This is a genomic window from Streptomyces sp. NPDC107538, assembly GCF_055657445.1.
In genome coordinates this window covers 1,015,538-1,031,835 of sequence record NZ_JBVKAY010000001.1, presented here as the reverse complement: position 1 = coordinate 1,031,835, position 16,298 = coordinate 1,015,538, and the positions used below count along the sequence as shown (strand labels likewise).

General features: G+C 73.0%; 16 protein-coding genes. 10 read left to right on the top strand and 6 right to left on the bottom strand.

The annotated features are described in order from the left end of the window. Nucleotides 1-4: 4 nt before the first annotated feature. The 7 genes from ACZ7MG_RS04540 (at nt 5) to ACZ7MG_RS04510 (ending at nt 7,752) form a co-directional block, all read left to right on the top strand. The gene (locus ACZ7MG_RS04540) at nt 5-1,435 is read left to right on the top strand and encodes a sensor histidine kinase (protein ID WP_471392510.1); all 1,431 of its coding nucleotides are present in this window, start codon (nt 5-7) and stop codon (nt 1,433-1,435) included. After that, nucleotides 1,432-2,100 carry a response regulator gene (locus ACZ7MG_RS04535; protein ID WP_471392507.1) on the top strand — a complete coding sequence of 223 codons (669 nt, stop codon included), beginning with the start codon at nt 1,432-1,434 and terminating at the stop codon, nt 2,098-2,100. Before ACZ7MG_RS04540 ends, ACZ7MG_RS04535 begins: the two co-directional genes overlap by 4 nt. 79 nt (nt 2,101-2,179) lie before the next feature. Then, a complete protein-coding gene (locus ACZ7MG_RS04530) occupies nt 2,180-2,740 on the top strand; it encodes a GNAT family N-acetyltransferase (protein WP_471392504.1) in 561 nt (186 codons plus the stop codon). 218 nt (nt 2,741-2,958) lie between these two features. Further along, nucleotides 2,959-4,425 carry a type III PLP-dependent enzyme domain-containing protein gene (locus ACZ7MG_RS04525; RefSeq protein WP_471392501.1) on the top strand — a complete coding sequence of 489 codons (1,467 nt, stop codon included), beginning with the start codon at nt 2,959-2,961 and terminating at the stop codon, nt 4,423-4,425. Next, complete coding sequence (locus ACZ7MG_RS04520) at nt 4,422-5,741, top strand: pyridoxal-phosphate dependent enzyme (RefSeq protein WP_471392498.1); 1,320 nt, start codon at nt 4,422-4,424, stop codon at nt 5,739-5,741. The genes ACZ7MG_RS04525 and ACZ7MG_RS04520 overlap by 4 nt, the downstream gene beginning before the upstream one ends. A 1-nt stretch (nt 5,742) precedes the next feature. Further along, nucleotides 5,743-6,951: an aminotransferase class V-fold PLP-dependent enzyme gene (locus ACZ7MG_RS04515; protein ID WP_471392495.1), complete on the top strand. Its 1,209-nt coding sequence runs from the start codon at nt 5,743-5,745 to the stop codon at nt 6,949-6,951. Between the two features lie 45 nt (nt 6,952-6,996). Next, on the top strand, nt 6,997-7,752 hold the full coding sequence (locus ACZ7MG_RS04510) for a class I SAM-dependent methyltransferase (protein ID WP_471392492.1): 756 nt from the start codon (nt 6,997-6,999) through the stop codon (nt 7,750-7,752). Nucleotides 7,753-7,775: 23 nt separating this feature from the next. On the opposite strand, the gene ACZ7MG_RS04505 is transcribed toward ACZ7MG_RS04510, so the two are convergent. The 3 genes from ACZ7MG_RS04505 to ACZ7MG_RS04495 form a co-directional block, all read right to left on the bottom strand. Further along, nucleotides 7,776-8,399, bottom strand: a complete 624-nt coding sequence (locus ACZ7MG_RS04505) for a GNAT family N-acetyltransferase (protein ID WP_471392489.1) — start codon at nt 8,397-8,399, stop codon at nt 7,776-7,778. A gap of 263 nt (nt 8,400-8,662) precedes the next feature. Further along, nucleotides 8,663-10,090, bottom strand: coding sequence for a rifampin monooxygenase (rox, locus tag ACZ7MG_RS04500; RefSeq protein ID WP_471392809.1), 1,428 nt, complete (start codon nt 10,088-10,090; stop codon nt 8,663-8,665). Between the two features lie 329 nt (nt 10,091-10,419). After that, the gene (locus ACZ7MG_RS04495) at nt 10,420-10,653 is read right to left on the bottom strand and encodes a hypothetical protein (RefSeq protein WP_471392486.1); all 234 of its coding nucleotides are present in this window, start codon (nt 10,651-10,653) and stop codon (nt 10,420-10,422) included. Nucleotides 10,654-10,845: 192 nt separating this feature from the next. Here ACZ7MG_RS04495 and ACZ7MG_RS04490 point away from each other — a divergent pair, with 192 nt between their 5' ends. The 3 genes from ACZ7MG_RS04490 (at nt 10,846) to ACZ7MG_RS04480 (ending at nt 14,501) form a co-directional block, all read left to right on the top strand. Then, nucleotides 10,846-11,934 carry a glutamate--cysteine ligase 2 gene (locus ACZ7MG_RS04490; protein ID WP_471392483.1) on the top strand — a complete coding sequence of 363 codons (1,089 nt, stop codon included), beginning with the start codon at nt 10,846-10,848 and terminating at the stop codon, nt 11,932-11,934. 240 nt (nt 11,935-12,174) lie between these two features. After that, nucleotides 12,175-13,902, top strand: coding sequence for a PP2C family protein-serine/threonine phosphatase (locus tag ACZ7MG_RS04485; RefSeq protein ID WP_471392480.1), 1,728 nt, complete (start codon nt 12,175-12,177; stop codon nt 13,900-13,902). Nucleotides 13,903-14,066: 164 nt separating this feature from the next. Then, nucleotides 14,067-14,501, top strand: coding sequence for an ATP-binding protein (locus ACZ7MG_RS04480; RefSeq protein WP_471392477.1), 435 nt, complete (start codon nt 14,067-14,069; stop codon nt 14,499-14,501). Between the two features lie 22 nt (nt 14,502-14,523). On the opposite strand, the gene ACZ7MG_RS04475 is transcribed toward ACZ7MG_RS04480, so the two are convergent. Genes ACZ7MG_RS04475 through ACZ7MG_RS04465 form a run of 3 tightly spaced genes read right to left on the bottom strand, consistent with a single transcriptional unit; the run spans nt 14,524 to nt 16,230 of the window. Continuing rightward, nucleotides 14,524-15,009, bottom strand: a complete 486-nt coding sequence (locus tag ACZ7MG_RS04475) for an ATP-binding protein (RefSeq protein WP_471392474.1) — start codon at nt 15,007-15,009, stop codon at nt 14,524-14,526. 39 nt (nt 15,010-15,048) lie between these two features. Continuing rightward, entirely contained in the window at nt 15,049-15,351 is a 303-nt protein-coding gene (locus ACZ7MG_RS04470) for a DUF5133 domain-containing protein (RefSeq protein WP_471392471.1), read from the bottom strand. Between the two features lie 39 nt (nt 15,352-15,390). After that, nucleotides 15,391-16,230 (bottom strand): SigB/SigF/SigG family RNA polymerase sigma factor, encoded by an 840-nt coding sequence (locus ACZ7MG_RS04465; RefSeq protein WP_471392468.1) that lies wholly within the window; start codon nt 16,228-16,230, stop codon nt 15,391-15,393. Nucleotides 16,231-16,298 lie beyond the last annotated feature (68 nt).

Here is a 16,298-nt window from a genome sequence, read left to right as displayed (position 1 = left end):
GACCATGAGTCCGCACCGCGCGACACCCGGCGCGCAGTCGCCCCCGGGGACGGCTCTCCCGCCGTCCCCGGGGTACGACGCCGCCTGGCACCCGGTCCTGGGTCGGATGCTGCACGGGCAGCGTCGGCGGCGGCAGCTGGACCAGCGGTACCCCTGGCTGCTCGACACGGCGGTGGTGCTGGTCGTGGCCCTGCTCAGCCTGCCCGACCTCCTCATGCGCGACGGGAACGGCGGCCCCTTCGGGGAGATGGAGTACCGCACCGACCTGCCCGCCGCCGTCCCGTTCGTGCTGGCCGCCGCGCTGATCCTCCCGCTGTGGTGGCGGCGCCGGGTGCCCGCCGTCACCTACTTCGTGATCGCGGCGGTCTCCGTCGTCCAGTGGTCGCTGGACATCTGGCAGCAGGCCGGGATCAGCATGCTCGTCGCCCTGTACAGCCTGGCCCTGCACGGCTCGCTGCGGCTGCTGGGCTGGGCCGTGGCGGTGACCGCCGGTGAACTGGTCGCCGTGGTCTGGTTCCTGGGGCGGATCGAGCATCCGCTGCTCGGCCTGTTCTTCCTGCTGGGGACGGCCACGGCGGCCGTCACCCTCGGCCTCACCCTGCGGATCCGCCGGATGTATCTGGCGACCCTGGAGGACCGCGCGACGCGGCTGGATGTCGAGCGCGACCAGCGCGTCCGGCTCACCGCCGCCGCCGAGCGCTCCCGGGTGGCCCGCGAGATGCACGACATCGTCGGCCACAACCTCTCCGTCATGGTGAGCGTCGCCGACGGCGCCGCGGTGCTCGCCGCCCACCGGGGCGAGGAGTCGGCCGACGCCCTGCGCATCCTGGGCGACACCGGCCGCCAGGCGATGGGGGAACTCCGCCGGGTCCTGGGCGTGCTGCGCGAGGGCCAGGACGACGAGCGGCTGCTCGGCCCGCAGCCCGGCATCCGCGATCTGGACCCCCTGCTGGCGCGGGTCCGCGCGGCGGGCCTGCCCGTCACCTTCCGGACCGTCGGCGATCTGGACGCGCTCGGCAGCGGTGTGCAGCTGGCCGTGTACCGCATCGTCCAGGAGGCCCTGACCAACACCCTCAAACACGCCGGTACGGGCGCCGCGGCCGAGGTCGGGGTGAGCGCCGAGTCCGGCACCGTACGCGTCCGGGTCGCCGACACCGGCGTACCGGCGGACCCGCCCGGCCGCGCGGAGCCGGAGCCCGGGGGCGACGACCCGGGGCACGGACTGGTCGGCATCCGGCAGCGGGCCGCCCTGTACGGCGGCACCGTCACCATCGGCCCCCGCGACACCGGCCACGGCTGGATCGTGGACGCCCTGCTCGACGCACCCCCCGCACCCCCCGCGTCCCCGGCGCCACCCGCCCCTCCCACACCCGCCGCGTCCCCGGCACCCCCCGATCCGCCCGCCCGGCCGGCCTCAGGAGACCCTCTGCCATGACCACCGTGCTGATCGCCGACGACCAGCCCCTGCAGCGTCTCGGCTTCCGCATGCTCCTCCAGGGCACCCCCGGCCTCACCCCGGTCGGCGAGGCCGAACACGGCGCCGAGGCCGTCCGCCTCGCCTCACGACTGCGCCCGGACGTCGTCCTCATGGACATCCGTATGCCCGGCATGGACGGTCTGGAGGCCACCCGCCGGATCGTGGCCTCCGGCGGCCGCACCCGCGTCCTCATCGTGACCACCTTCGACCTCGACGAATACGCGTACGAGGGGCTGCGGGCCGGCGCCAGCGGCTTCCTGCTCAAGGACGCCCGCCCCGAGGAACTCGTCGCCGGTATCCACGCGGTCGCCACCGGGGACGCGGTCGTGGCCCCCAGTCTCACCCGGCGGCTCCTCGACGCCTACGCCCACCAAGTACTCGCCCCGACGGGCACCCCGCTGCCGGCCGACCCCCGGCTGGGGACCCTCAGCGACCGCGAGCACGAGGTGCTGGTCGCCATCGGCCAGGGCTGGACCAACGCGGAGATCGCCGAACGGCTCGTCCTCACCGAGTCCACCGTGAAGAAGCACGTCGGCCGGGTCCTCGCCAAGATCGGCGCCCGTGACCGCATCCAGGCCGTGATCATGGCGTACGACGCGGGGCTGGTCAGGGCGAAGCCGTAGCCCCGGGCCCGGCCCGGAGCCGGCGGCGGGGGTGCTCGGCGTACAGGTGCCCGGCGGCGCGTGTGCGAGGCTGACGGCCATGACGGTGCATCAGGTCTCGGAGTTCCTGCAGTTGACGAGCCCCGGGGAGGTCACCCCGGGGCTCAGACGGGAGATCGCCGACTGCTGGGAGGTCGTGGCGAACGCGGGCGGCGCGGTCCTCGCCACCGAGTTCCCCCCGCTGCCGGTGAGCGCGCACGACGTGGTCCCAGTGGTGGACGGGCTCGTGCGGGGCCTGCACCCGGGGCACGGCCGACTCCTCGTCGCCACGGTCGGCGGCGCGCTCGCGGGCTGGCTGATCGTCCGCCGGGAGCCGCACCGGCTCGGCGCGCACTGCGGGACGGTCAACCACGTCCAGACGCATCCCCGCTTCCGGGGCCTGGGGATCGGCGCCGCGCTGATGCACCGCGTCCATGCCGTCGCCCGTGACGAGATGGGCCTGGAGCGGCTCATGCTCTCCACCCGGGGCGGGGTGGGCCTGGAGGACTTCTACCGCAAGGTGGGCTGGGTGGAGGTCGGCCGGTGGCCCGGAGCGCTGCGGATCGCCCCGGGCGACGACCGGGACGCGATCCTGATGAGCCTCCCCCTCCGCGCCGGTTGATTCCCTGAAACCGGCGGCCCCCTCCGCCCTCTCGATTCGTTCATCCCTCAACTCCTCGCCCCTCCCCGACCGGCCGGTTCCAGCCGTCGGACGTCGGGAAACGGCCCCTCCCCCACCGCGCCCGATTTCCCGAGGCCCGGCGGGGGGAGGGTTACGGTCGTCATGACCACCCGCAGGCACCGGTACGTCTTCTTCCTCGGTGGGGAGGAACATCTGGGATGCGCGACGACCCGTTGTACCTGGCACCACGGCTGGAACCGCGCACAGCGGCCCTCCTGGACGCGGCACCCTTCCTGCACACCCTCGTGGACGCCCTCGGCTCCCCGCTGAACGTCCTGCTGCCGGACGAGACGGCCGACAACGTACGGCGCTTCCGTTCGGTCCTCGACCACCACCGGCTCGCCGGGCGGATCTTCTTCGCCCACAAGGCGAACCGTTCCAGCTCCCTGATACGCCGGCTGACCACGACGGACGCGGACATCGACGTCGCGTCGCTCGACGAGCTGCGGCACGCTCTCGGGTCCGGTTTCACGGGGTCCCGGATCATGGCGACCGGTCCGAAGGACCCGGCGTTCCTCTGGCTCGCCGTGCGCGGCGGGGCCTGTCTCAACGCCGACGGCCCGGCCGAGCTGGAGCGGGCGGCGAACCTGGTCCGGACCCATGGACTGCCGCGCGTCCGCGTCCTGTTGCGGCTGTCCGGCTTCGAGGCGCCCGGCGCCAGACGGCTCGTCCGCGAGAGCCGTTTCGGTACGCCGGTGAAGTCCCTGCACCAGCTGCTCGACGTCCTCGCACGGCACCGGGAAGAGCTGGATCCGATCGGCGTCGGCTACCACCTCGACACCACGAGCCCGGACGAGAAGGCGGCGGCCCTCGAAGGCTGTCTGCGGGCCATGGAGGAGTTACGGATCCAGGGCTCCCAGCCGCGCGCCATCGACATCGGCGGCGGTTACGGAGTCAACTACCTGGCGCACGCGGCCCAGTGGGAACGCTGGACCACCGAGCTGACCGGCGCCGTCATGGGCCGCCGCCCGCCGCTGACCCGGGGCGGCCACGGCTACGGTCTCCGGGCCGAGAACGGCACCCTCAAGGGCGCCCTGAGCCTGTACCCGGCCCATCGGCCCACGGCCGGCGCCGCGTATCTGGACGACCTGCTCTCCCTCCCCGCGCCGGGCCTGGGCCGCCCCCTGGGCACCCTGCTCCTGGAGAGCCTGTACGACCTCTACGTCGAGCCCGGCCGGGCCCTGGCCGACAGTTGCGGGCTCACCCTCGGCAGGGTCCTGGAGGTCCGGGCCACGGACACGGGCGAACCCATGGTGCGGCTGGCCATGAACGCGGGGGACGTGGGCCTGGAGGACCACGGGGTGCTGATGGACCCCGTCCTCGTGCCCCGCGCCCCGGCCCCGCCCGACGCGTCGGACCCGGTGGCGGTGCACCTCATGGGCAACCTCTGCCTGGAGGCGGATCTGATCACCCGCCGCACCGTGTACCTGCCCCGGCCGCCGCGCCCCGGCGATCTCCTCGCCTTCGTCAACACGGCCGGCTACTGCATGGACTTCGGCGCCACCCACGCCCAACAGCAGCCCCTGGCACGGAAGGTGGCCGTCCACGAGGAGGCGGGGCGGTGGCGGTGGTGCCTGGACGAGGAGTACTGGCCGTTCGACCGTACGGGGGAACCGCAGGGATGAGGTACGACAGCATCACCGACGCCATCGGCGACACACCGCTGGTCCGGATCGACCCGGCCGTCCACGGGCTGCGCAACATCGACCTCTACGCGAAGCTGGAGATGCTCAACCCGTTCGGCTCGCTGAAGGACCGGGCGGCGTGGAGCATGACCCGGCGGGAGCTGGCCGGCGCCAAGGAGCGCGGCGAGACGATCGTGGAGCTGTCCAGCGGGAACACCGCCAAGGCCCTGGCCCTCATCGCGGGCCTGCACGGGCTGCCGTTCAAGAGTGTCACCAACCGGATGCGGATCCCCGAGATCAAGGACCTGCTCCTGCTGCTCGGCGCCGAGATCGAGGAACTGCCCGGCCGGAGCGAATGTCTCGACCCGACCGACACGGACGATCCGCTGACCCTCTTCCACCAGCGGCTGAACCGCCCCGGCGGCGCCCATCTGCACACGGACCAGTACTTCAACGACCTCAACACCGAGGCCCACGCCACCGGGACGGGCCCGGAGATCATCGCCGACCTCGACGGCCGTGCCCCCGACTGGTTCATCGCCTGTGTGGGCACCGCCGGCTCCTCCACGGGCGTGGCCCGCGCCCTGCGCGCGCACGACCCGGCGGTGCGGGTCGTCGGACTGGTGGGCCGCAAGGCGGACTTCATCCCCGGCATCCGTACCGTCGACGAGGTGCAGGAGGTCGGCATCTTCGACCCGGCGACCTACGACACGCTGGAGGCGGTGAGCGCCGAGGAGGCCATCGACGGGATGCTCACCCTGCTGCGCCGCTGCGGCCTGCTCGCCGGCCCCACCGGAGGGGCGGCGTACTACGGCGGGGTCCGTCATCTGCGTGCCCTGGACGCCGGGTTGACGGAGCGCAGGACGGCGGTGTTCATCGTCTGCGACCGGGTGGAGAGCTATCTCGACTACGTCCGGCAGCGCCGCCCGGATCTGCTGGGCCGCCCGCCCGCGAAGAACTCGGTCACCACGCTGACCGACACCGAGGTCCGCTCGGCGACGGTCATCGACGTCGAGGACGCCCAGAAGTGGATCGCCGCGCAGCGCCCCCTCGTGGTCGACCTGCGCGGCCCCTTCGCGTACGCGGCGCTGCACATCGACGGTTCGGTGAACATCGTCGACGAGCTCTTCGAGGAACTCCTGCGGGGCGGGCTGCCCTTCGGGAAGCGGCAGCCGGTGCTGCTCGCGTGCCCGGTCGGGGAGAAGTCGGCCCGGTACGCGGCCCTGCTGACCCGGATGGGGCACCCCGACGTGCGCAGCCTGGCGGGCGGCATCATCGCCTGGCGGGACGCCGGCGCGCCGCTGGTGCGTGACTGACATGACCGATCCCGTCGCACGACCGGCAGAAGCGGTGGAACCGGCCGAGTGGCAGCGGTCGTTGCGCGCCCAGTTCCCGATCGTCGCCGGGCACCCGGAGCTGGCGTACCTCGACAGCGCGGCCACCAGCCAGAAGCCGCAGCCGGTCCTGGACGCCGTACAGACGTATCTGACGACCTCGAACGCCAACGCCGGGCGGGGTTCGTATCCGTGGGCGAACACCACGACGGGGCTGGTGGAGCACGCCCGCGACCGGGTCAAGGAGTTCCTGGCCGATCCCGAACCGGCGCGGTCCTCGGTGCACTTCACCGGTGGGACCACCGAGGGGCTGCGGAGCGTCGCCCGGGACTGGCTGGCGGAACTGCTCACCGACGGCGACGAGATCGTGGTCCCGTTCGCCGACCACCAGGCGAACCTGTCACCGTGGCTGGAGGCGCGGGACCTGCTCGCCCGACGGGGCGTGCGCGTCCGGGTGCGGGAACTGCCGTACCAGGAGAGTTCGGGCGACTACGACCCCGGGGCGCTCGCCGAGGCCGTCGGCCCGCGCACCCGCTTCGTGGCGGCGACGCACGTGCATCACGTCTACGGCGTCGACATGAACGTGCACCGGATTCGGCGGGTGGTCGGGCCGGAGGTGCCGATCTGTCTGGACGCCGCGCAGAGCGTCGGCCATCTGCCGCTCTCGACAGCGGCGCTCGACGTCGACTTCGTGGTGTTCTCCGGGCACAAGGCGATGGCGCTGCCCGGTACGGGTGCGGTGTGGTCCCGGAATCTGCGGGGGCCGGCCTTCCGGCCCGGTGGCTGGAGCGGCACCCCCAACACGGTCGGCGTCGTCTCGCTGACGGCGGCGCTCGACTGGCTGGACGCCGCCGGAACCGACCGGATCGAGCGCTGGACGGTGGACCTGACCTCCCGGCTCACGGACGGACTGGCCCGGATGGAGGCCTACGAGGTGCTCGGCTGCCGGTCCAGTCTGACGGTCGGCAGCGAGGTGCAGCGGCGCCGCAGTCTCGTCACCTTCCGGCATCGCGCGATCGACTCGCGGGACCTGGGGTTCATCCTGTTCAGCCATGGCTTCATGGTGCGGACGGACGGCCACTGCCAGGCGGGCCGCGAGGCGGCGGACGGGTCGGTCCGGGTGAGTCTGCATGTCTACAACACCCCCCAGGAGATCGACGAGTTGCTCTCCGCCCTCGCTAATCTGCAATGATTTCCATGAGCGGAAGCGAGTCGAGACGGAGGCAGTGCGACCGGCATGGATCTGAGCACGGCGACGGCGGCGCGATGGGTGGAGCGCTGGGAACGTCAGCAGCGGCGGTACGCGGTCGACCGCGAGGAACGGTTCGAGGTCATCGCGGACCTGGTCGAGCATGTGACGCGCGACTGCCCCGCACCCCTCGTCCTCGACCTGGGCAGCGGCCCGGGCTGTCTGGCGGCCCGCCTCGCCGGCCGGCTGCCCACGGCCGAGGTGCTCGCCGTGGACGCGGATCCGCTCCTGCTGGAACTGGGCAGCGCCCACTACGGCAGCGCCCTCAGGTACGTCAGGACCCTGATCGGCGCACCCGGCTGGCTGGACACGCTGGCCCTGGCCCGCCCCGTGGACGCGGTGGTGTCGACCACCGCCCTGCACTACCTGGGCACTGACACCCTGCGCCGGGTCTACCGGGAACTCGCCGGGCTGCTGCGGCCCGGCGGCATCCTGATCAACGGTGACCACATCAGCCCGGACTCGGCAAAGGTGTCCGAACTCGCGCTCGACATCGGACGGCGCCGGGCCGCGCGCAGTGCCGCGCCCCTCGACGAGGACTGGGAGTCCTGGTGGTCGAGCGCGGCCACCGACCCGGAGCTGGCCCCGCTCCTCTCCCGGCCCGACGAGGGCGGCCGTCCCCGCTGCGAGGGCAACGACCTGACCCTGTCCGGCCATGTCGCCCTGCTCCGCGAGGCGGGCTTCGACCATGTCGGCCCGGTCTGGCAGGTGGGCCCGAGCCATGTCCTGGCCGCCGTCCGCTGACCTTCCTCCGAGGACGGCGGCGGTCAGCTGTCGATCACGGGGCGCCCCAGATAGGTCACCGGCCCGGGGTCCGGGACGGCTATCTCGTGGAAGCCGAGGCGGTCGTAGAAGGCGCGGGCGGGAGTGTTGGCGGTGAGCATCGAGAGGTGAACGGACGGGACCCCCGCGGTGTGCAGGGCCCGGAGGAAGGTGTGCGTCAGGGCGCGGCCGTGGCCCCGGCCCTGCCACGGGGGGAGCAGGTCGATGTGCAAGTGGGCGGGGTAGGCCGCGAGTTCGGGCAGGATCATGCGCTCGGGGTGGTGCAGGAGGTGGACGATCTCCTCGTCCGGTGTGGCGGGTGGGCCGGCGGGCGGTGGGAAGCGGTCCTCGACCAGGGGCAGCCACGTGGTGCGGAAGTCCTCTACGAAGGCGGGGGTGTCCGCGGTGCCGAGGATGTAGCCGACGGCCTGCCCGTGACCGTCGTCGAGGACGAAGGTCAGCTCCGGTTCCAGGTGGGCGTACGGTGCGGCGAAGGTGGCCGGGAACACGTCGGGGTCCTTGTAGGCCGTGCGGCTGTCGCCGCCGTTGTGGGCGGTCCGGATACAGATCTCGTGGAGGGCGTCGTGGTCCTCGGGGCGGTACGGGCGTACGACGGGAGGCGAGGTCATCGCAGCATCGTGCGCGGGACGGGACGGCCCCGGCAACCGTCCGGAGCCTCGTGGCGGCACGAACCGGCCCACGCGGGGCCCGGGCGGCGGGCCTACGAGGGGCCCGGGCGACACGAATCGGCCCGTCCCCCGGGCGGCACGAACCGGCCCACACCCCCGGGCGGCACGAACCGGCCCGCGCCTCCCGGGCGCTCCCCCGTCGGTCGGGCCGCCCCGGAGCGCCCCTGTGCGCGAGCCGCCCGTGCCGCCCCTTGCGGTCTCGTTCAGCCGGTGGGTGTGCCGAACCAGCGCGGGAGGTGGGCGAGCAGGTCGCGCTGGTTCTCGCCGGCCCAGGCCACGTGGCCGTCGGGGCGGAGCAGCACCGCGGGCGCGTCCAGTTCCTCGGCGGTGTCGACGACGTGGTCGACGCGGTCCGCCCAGCCCTCCACCGAGAGCCCGCCGGTCCGGTCGAGCAGCAGGCCGCGGCCGTCGTGTGTCAGCTCGTACAGGCGCCCCCGCTTCAGCTGGACGTCCCGCATCCGGCGGCCGAGCAGGTCGTGGCCCTCGCCGAGGTCGTAGCGGACGTCGACGGCGGTGATCATTCCGGTGATGTACCGGTTCACGTCCTCGAAGTCCATCAGCCGCGACAGCAGGTCCCGCAGCGCGGTCGGCCCGGCCTCGGAGCCGAGCAGGGTGATCTGCGCGCGGGTGTTGTCCAGGACCCGGGCGCCCACCGGGTGCCGTTCGGCGTGGTAAGTGTCCAACAGCCCTTCCGGGGCCCAGCCGTTGACCGCGGCGGCCAGCTTCCAGCCCAGGTTGAAGGCGTCCTGCACCCCGAGGTTGAGCCCCTGTCCGCCGGTCGGCGGGTGGATGTGCGCCGCGTCGCCGGCCAGCAGGACCCGGCCGACCCGGTAGCGCTCGGCCTGCCGGGTGGCGTCGCCGAACCGGGAGAGCCAGCGCGGGGAGTGCACCCCGAAGTCGGTGCCCGCGAAGGCCCGCAGCCGCCGCCGGAAGTCGTCGAGGGTCGGCGGGGCCGCACGGTCCTCGGCCACGCCGTCGGCGGGCACGATGACGCGATAGTGCCCGTCCCCCAACGGGGCGAGGCCGAACCGCAGTTGGGTCTTGGCGACCTCCGCGACGGCCGCGGCGATCGTCTCCGGGTCCTCGGTCGCCCGCATGTCCCCCAGCAGGGTCTCGACCCTGGCGGGCTCGCCCGGGAAGCCGACACCGAGCAGCTTGCGCACCGTGCTGCGGCCTCCGTCGCAGCCCACGAGGTAGCGTGCGCCGAGCCGGGTGCCGTCCGCCAGTTCGGCGGTCACGCCGTGCTCGTCCTGGCTCAGACCGATCAGTTCGTGGCCGCGCCTGAGGTCGGCGCCGAGTTCGAGGGCGCGCTCCTGGAGGATGCGCTCGGTGACCGGCTGCGGGGTGGCCACGCCGTACGCGTGGGCCGTGTCCAGGCTCTCCGGCCACGGTTTCATGATGCCGCCGAAGAGCCCGCCGACCTGGAACTTCTTGCTGACCGCGAGGAACCGGTCCAGCAGACCGCGCTGGTCCATCACCTCGACACTGCGCGCGTGCAGGCCCTGCCCCCGGGACTCCCCGGTCGGCTCGGTGAGCCTCTCCAGAACGACCGTCTCGACCCCGGCCAGCCGCAGTTCGCTCGCCAGCATCAGCCCGGTCGGTCCGCCGCCGACGACGATGACGTCGATCATCTCAACCCCCATGTGCGCAGATTCTCGCCTCTTCGAGGCCTCTCGCCTTCTCGGCTTCTCGCCTCGGTCGGCGATTCTGCGGCACGGGCGGGGTCTTGCCGCAAGCCCCCGGGTGCGCTATACGTTGAGAGTGGCAAGGAGCGGCGACCTCCTTGCCTTTGTCTTTTCCGGCGCCGTCCTCCGGCTCCGCCCCCCCCCCCCCGGCGCCAGGGGACGGGAAGTCCACACCCTCCGGTTCGCGTGACGGCACGCGCCGTGCCCACAATGGCGCTGTACCGGGAACGGAGTGTCCGATGGTCTCCCGAACCGTGGCCGGCCCGGGACGGCGGTCAGCCGTCCAGGCGCCGGCGCAGCAGCCGCTTGCCGAGGTCGGCACCCTTGCGGCTGTCGGCCTGCGCCTTGCGGAACAGTTCGACCACCTCGGTGTCCTTCTCCCGCTCCGCGTCCTGGATGTAGGTCTCCAGGCGCAGCGCGTTGTCCAGGCAGGCCTCGACGTACCAGATCAGGTTGTAGTCCTTGTCGGCGGTACCGGTCACACGGCCCGTCTCGGTGCTGCTGGTCACGTTCTCCTCCTCCGTGTCGCGGACAGGGTGCCGTGCGCGTCCGGCACGGCTCCCGAAGCGCCCCACGGGTACCCGGACCGTCCTCGCGTACACGGGTGGGGCACCCGTTCCGCCCGGTGAGGTGTCCCGGCATCGTCCGAGGGCACACGGCAAGTCACCACCCAGCGACCTCACGCGGAAGGGCCGGATGACGTGCGTACCGTCGGAGTCGAAGAGGAACTCCTGCTCGTGGATCCCGAGAGCGGAGAGCCACAGGCGCGGGCCGCCGCGGTGCTCGCCCGGGCCGCGAAGGAGGGCTCGGGGCAGGACGTGTTCGAGAAGGAGCTCCACGACGAGCAGGTGGAGTTCGCCACGCATCCGCAGTCGTCGATGGCCGATCTCGGGGCGGAGATCATCCGCTGCCGCAAGGACGCGGCGCGCCACGCGGAGGGGCTGGGCGGCGCGGTCGTGGCGCTGGCCACGTCGCCGCTGCCGGTGAGCCCGACGATCACCATGAACAGCAGGTACCGGTGGATGGCACGGGAGTTCGGCCTGTCCACCCAGGTGCAGCTGGTCTGCGGCTGCCATGTCCATGTGTCGGTGGAGTCCGACGAGGAGGCGGTCGCGGTCCTGGACCGGATCCGGCCGTGGCTGTCGGTGCTGCGAGCCCTGAGCGCCAACTCGCCCTTCTGGCAGGGCCACGACACCGGGTACGCCAGCTATCGCAGCCAGGTGTGGGACATGTGGCCGATGGCCGGGCCGACGGACGTCCTCGGCTCGGCGGATAGCTATCACCGCTGCGTCGAGGATCTGATCGCCACGGGTGTCGTGCGCGACGAGGGCATGGTCTACTTCGACGCGCGGCTGTCCCAGCGGTATCCGACCGTGGAGATCCGGGTCGCGGACGTCTGTCTGCACCCCGACACCGCGGTCCTCGTCGCGGCCCTCGCCCGGGGGCTGGTGGAGACGGCGGCCCGGGAGTGGCGGGCCGGTGCCGAGCCGCTCGGCCACAGCACGGGGCTGCTGCGGCTGGCCACCTGGCGGGCCTCCCGCTCCGGGATGACGGCGAACCTGCTCGACCCCTCGACGATGCGGCCCCGGCCCGCCGTCGACGTGATCCGCGCGCTCCTCGACCACGTCGACGACGCGCTCGTCGACCACGGGGACGCCGATCTGGTCCGGGAGGCGGTCGCCGCGCTGATGGGGCGCGGCAACGGGGCCCGGGTGCAGCGCGAGGTGCTGGAGCGGACGGGGAGCCTGCGCGAGGTCGTCGCGGCGTGCGTACGGCACACCCAGGCCTGACTCCGGGCACGCACCCGCGGGCCCCGGGCCGTGCGCCCCCGGGTGCGAGCGGTGTCCGGGGCGTCGCCGCGCGTGCCCGGCACCCGGCGGTCCGGAGGGTGCGCGGACAGGTCCCCACCTGCGGGTCGGGACCTTTCGCGCGTAGGTCGCCCGGGACGGGGTAATGCGTGCAGCACGTACGGCGGATCCGTCCGCCGGTACGACCGTGCCGTCCACGACCGGAGCAGGAGGAGCCCGAGCATGAGCGCGTGGAGTCCGGAGAACGCCGAGGGGCAGCCGCCGGGTACGGCCGGGCGGTCGCCGGACGGGCTGCCCGATCTCCTGCACGCCGGCCTGTACGTCGTGGACGACAACGGCACCGTCGTCACGGTGAACGCGCGGGCGGAGGCCCTGCTCGGCCTGTCGGCCGGCGAACTCGTCGGCCGGGACGCGCACGGGCTGCTGCACCGCGACCATCTCGGGCAGACGATGCCCCGGGCGGCGTGCTCGATGATGCGTACCTTCCTCAGCGGCCGTACGGGCGGCGGGGACCGCGAGTGGTTCCGGCGCGGCGACGGCACACTGCTGCCGGTGACCTGGCTGGTCACCCCGTGCCGGCTGGACGGGGGCGGGATCGGCGCGGTGGTCCTCTTCCACGACAGCGCGCCGGGCGGCGGCCCGCCGCTGACCGCCGAGCCGTCGTCCCTGTCCCAGCTGGACCGGCTGGCCCTGCTCGCCGAGACGACGACCCGGCTGACCTCCACGCTGGACGCCGACGAGGCGGTCGCGCGCCTGGTGCGGCTGGTGGTGCCCCGGCTGGCGGACTGGGCGATCGTGGACCTGATCACCGAGAGCGACGACGTGTGGCGGACCACGGTGGCGACCCATCGCGACGGCGCCGTGGTGCGGCGGGAGGAACTGGAGGGTCCGCTGCCGCCGGTGCACGAGGAGTCGCTCATGCCGCTGTCGCGGGCGCTGCGCGGGGCGGCGTCGACACTGGCCGGGCCCGAGACCTACCAGGGGCCGGCGGACTCGGGCATCACGGTCGCCCAGCAGAAGCTGTTCCAGGAGACGGGGCTGCGGTCGGCGGCCATCGCGCCCATCCGGGGGCCGCGCGCGGTGCTCGGCGCCCTCACGCTGGGCCTCAGCGACCGGCCGGGGTCGTTCACCGACTCCGAGCTGTCGCTGCTGGAGGACATCGCCCGCCGGGCCGGGCTGGCCCTGGAGAACGCACGGCTGTACCAGCGGCAGCGGCACATCGCGGAGACCATGCAGCGTCATCTGCTGCCCCAGATGCCGGAGGTGCCGGGTCTGCGGATGGCGGCGCGGTACGAGTCGGCGTCGGAGTCCTCGCAGGTCGGCGGCGACTGGTACGACGTGTTCTCGCTGGCCGACAGGTCCACGGCGGTGGCCATCGGCGACGTCGTCGGGCACAACATCGACGCGGCGGCGGGGATGGCGCAGGTCCGCAACATGCTCCGGGCCTACGCCTGGGCGCTGGAGGAGCCGCCGAGCAAGATCGTGGAGCGGCTGGACCAGGCCGTGGTGAACGTGGCCGAGGCGTCCATGGCCACCCTGATCTTCGGTCGGGTCGAGAAGGGCGCCGAGGGGTGGGCGCTGCGGTGGACCAACGCCGGGCATCCGCCGCCGCTGCTGATCACCCATGACGGGCGGTCCCGGTTCCTGGACGAGGAGCACGACCATCTGCTGGGCACGGGCCTGACACGGGCGCGCACGGACACGCTCACCCCGCTCCCGCCGCTGTCCACGCTCGTGCTGTACACGGACGGTCTGATCGAGTCGCCGGGGCACACGCTCGACCGGGGTCTGGCCCGGCTGCGCCAGCACGCGGCGGCGCTCGCCCACCGGCCGCTGCACGTGTTCTGCGATCTGCTCCTGGAGCGCGCCCGTCCCGTCGACAACGACGACGACGTGGCACTGCTCGTGTTCCGCACCCCGGCCGAGGACGGTGAGACGGGTGACCGGTAGAGCGCCCGCCCCCGCCGGGGGCCCGGAGGGACGGCCGTCTTCTCCAATGCCCCACATTTCCCTACGCTTTCGCACGCGTAGCCGCCGACCTCACGGGAAACACGAGCGTCGGAGGGGAACGCGGCATCGCGTCCGCCTCAAGCAGCCGAACCGGGGACGACGAGATGTCCACAGAGCCATGTAGGGACGACAAACTGACTGCCGAGGAGATCCACGACAGCCACGCCGCCTTCGACGGAGAACTCGGCGACGTGACGGGGGCCCGTACGGCCGCGGAGGGGTTCCTGAGCGCCCTCGCGCGCAGCGAACCGCCGGCCGCCACGGAGCACTGGGACGACATCCTGCTGGTGGTCACGGAACTGGCGGCCAACGCGGTGCAGTACGCGCCGGGGCGCTTCGAGCTGACGCTGCGCCGCACCCTGGACGGAGTCCATGTGACGCTCGGGGACACGAGCAGGACCTCGCCCGCGCCGCGCCCCTTCAGCCCCAGCAAGGGCGGCGGCGGTATCGGCTGGTATCTGATCCAGACGCTCTGCGAGGAGGTCAGCGTGGTGGTGCACGACCACGGCAAGGACGTCCACGTCTTCCTGCCCTGGTGAGGACCCAGGCCCTGGTGAGGGCTCAGGAGGCCAGCGGCACCAGGACGCTGATGGTCTTGCCGCCGGACGTGCGGCGCTCGACGTCGACCTCGCGGGACAGCCGGTTGATCAGGGGCCAGCCGTAGCCGCTGCCCTCGTGGACCCGGGGCAGCACTCCGGGCCCGTGCCGGCCCACGGGCACGGCGGTGCTGTGGTCCCGCACCCTCAGCCGTACGCCCTCGGGGGTGAGGGCGACGTCGAAGCCGGCGATGCCGCCGCCGTGCCGGAGCGCGTTCGTGACCAGTTCGGAGACGACGAGGATGAGGTCGATCATCGACTGCTCGCTCGGCGGTCCGGCCGGGGAACGCCACCGTTTGCCCACGAACTCCCGCACATGGCGGCGGGCGGCCGCGGCGGTGGTGATCGCCGCGGGCGGCCGGGCCGGCCGCCCGGACGGCGTTTGAACGGGACCGGTGTCGTGGTTCATGAGGTCGTGGTCCATGAGCGGGTGACGTTCCATCGGTATCATGGCAGATACGGGGTCGACGACGCGGGACAGCTCGGTTCATCACTGTTCATGAAGCGCCGCATACCCGCTCGGGACCGGACCATGACTCCCGGGAGCGCCCGGGAGCACCACCCGCCTCCCGCACAGCTCGGCGGTCGCGTCCGCCTGCGCGGCGGCGAGCTGCGCGCGTGCCGTCTCCAGGGCCCGGTGGACGTCGCGGGTGCCCGTGGACACGCACAGCGTGTACGCCAGGTCCTGCGCGCGGCGCACCGCCTGGGGGTCGCCCCGCTCGCTCTCGTGGGCTGCGAGCGACTCGTACTCGTCGACGAGTTTGCGCAGGGTCGCGGGATGGGGCGTCAGCATGTGTGGCTCTCCTGGGTGGTCGGGGCGACGGCGTACGGCTCAGGCGGAGGGCGTGGCGCGGCCGAGGGCCTCCTCGCGGACGCGGGCGCAGCTGCGGCTGATGAGGCGGGAGACATGCATCTGGGAGATGCCGAGGCGGTCGGCGATGCGGTTCTGCGTCATGTCCTCGAAGAAGCGCATGTAGAGGATGGCGCGCTCGCGTTCGGGCAGCCGGCGCAGTCCTTCCTTCACCGCTTCCCGGTCCACGACCACGTCGTACGCCGAGTCGGGCGCCCCGAGGGTGTCGGCGAGGCTGTAGCCGTCGTCGCCGGAGGACATCTCGGCGTCCAGCGACAGCGCGCTGAAGCTGTCGAGCGCCTCCATCCCGGCGTTGACCTCCTCCTCGGTGAGCCCGGCGAGGGCGGCGATGTCGGCGATGGAGGGTTCGGCGGAGCCGCCGGAGGTCTGGATCAGTTCGCGGCGCGCCACGCGCACCTTGTTGCGGAGATCCTGGACCCGCCGGGGGACGCGGAGGGTCCACATCCGGTCGCGGAAGTGCCTCTTGATCTCGCCGGTGATGGTGGGCACGGCGTAGCTCTCGAACGCCCCGCGTTCGGGCTCGTAGCGGTCCACCGCCTTGACCAGGCCCATCGCGGCGACCTGGCGCAGGTCCTCCAGCGACTCGCCGCGGTTGCGGAAGCGGCCGGCGATGCGGTGCGCCATGGGCAGCCAGACCCGCACGAGTTCGTCCCGTACGTGGTCGCGTTCGGGTCCCGCGTCCATCGCGGCGAGCCGGGCGAAGGCGGTGGCGGTGTCGGGGGCGTCGTCGTGCGCCCTCCTGTCGGGGGTGCCGGGACGGACGGAAGTTGCTGAACCGGGTGCGGACACATTGACCAGCATGGGAAATCGCTCCTGAACGACGCTTTCAGGGACTCGCGGCGGGAAGCGGTGGGCGGGCGACCAGGGCC

What these genes read in the sequence shown, in the direction of transcription:
- ACZ7MG_RS04475 (WP_471392474.1), bottom strand. Translation starts at nt 15,009, where the DNA reads ATGATACCGATGGAACGTCACCCGCTCATGGACCACGACCTCATGAAC.
- ACZ7MG_RS04465 (WP_471392468.1), bottom strand. Translation starts at nt 16,230, where the DNA reads ATGCTGGTCAATGTGTCCGCACCCGGTTCAGCAACTTCCGTCCGTCCC.
- ACZ7MG_RS04480 (WP_471392477.1), top strand. Translation starts at nt 14,067, where the DNA reads ATGTCCACAGAGCCATGTAGGGACGACAAACTGACTGCCGAGGAGATC.
- ACZ7MG_RS04520 (WP_471392498.1), top strand. Translation starts at nt 4,422, where the DNA reads ATGAGGTACGACAGCATCACCGACGCCATCGGCGACACACCGCTGGTC.
- ACZ7MG_RS04515 (WP_471392495.1), top strand. Translation starts at nt 5,743, where the DNA reads ATGACCGATCCCGTCGCACGACCGGCAGAAGCGGTGGAACCGGCCGAG.
- ACZ7MG_RS04530 (WP_471392504.1), top strand. Translation starts at nt 2,180, where the DNA reads ATGACGGTGCATCAGGTCTCGGAGTTCCTGCAGTTGACGAGCCCCGGG.
- rox (WP_471392809.1), bottom strand. Translation starts at nt 10,090, where the DNA reads ATGATCGACGTCATCGTCGTCGGCGGCGGACCGACCGGGCTGATGCTG.
- ACZ7MG_RS04470 (WP_471392471.1), bottom strand. Translation starts at nt 15,351, where the DNA reads ATGCTGACGCCCCATCCCGCGACCCTGCGCAAACTCGTCGACGAGTAC.
- ACZ7MG_RS04505 (WP_471392489.1), bottom strand. Translation starts at nt 8,399, where the DNA reads ATGACCTCGCCTCCCGTCGTACGCCCGTACCGCCCCGAGGACCACGAC.
- ACZ7MG_RS04535 (WP_471392507.1), top strand. Translation starts at nt 1,432, where the DNA reads ATGACCACCGTGCTGATCGCCGACGACCAGCCCCTGCAGCGTCTCGGC.
- ACZ7MG_RS04525 (WP_471392501.1), top strand. Translation starts at nt 2,959, where the DNA reads ATGCGCGACGACCCGTTGTACCTGGCACCACGGCTGGAACCGCGCACA.
- ACZ7MG_RS04540 (WP_471392510.1), top strand. Translation starts at nt 5, where the DNA reads ATGAGTCCGCACCGCGCGACACCCGGCGCGCAGTCGCCCCCGGGGACG.
- ACZ7MG_RS04485 (WP_471392480.1), top strand. Translation starts at nt 12,175, where the DNA reads ATGAGCGCGTGGAGTCCGGAGAACGCCGAGGGGCAGCCGCCGGGTACG.
- ACZ7MG_RS04510 (WP_471392492.1), top strand. Translation starts at nt 6,997, where the DNA reads ATGGATCTGAGCACGGCGACGGCGGCGCGATGGGTGGAGCGCTGGGAA.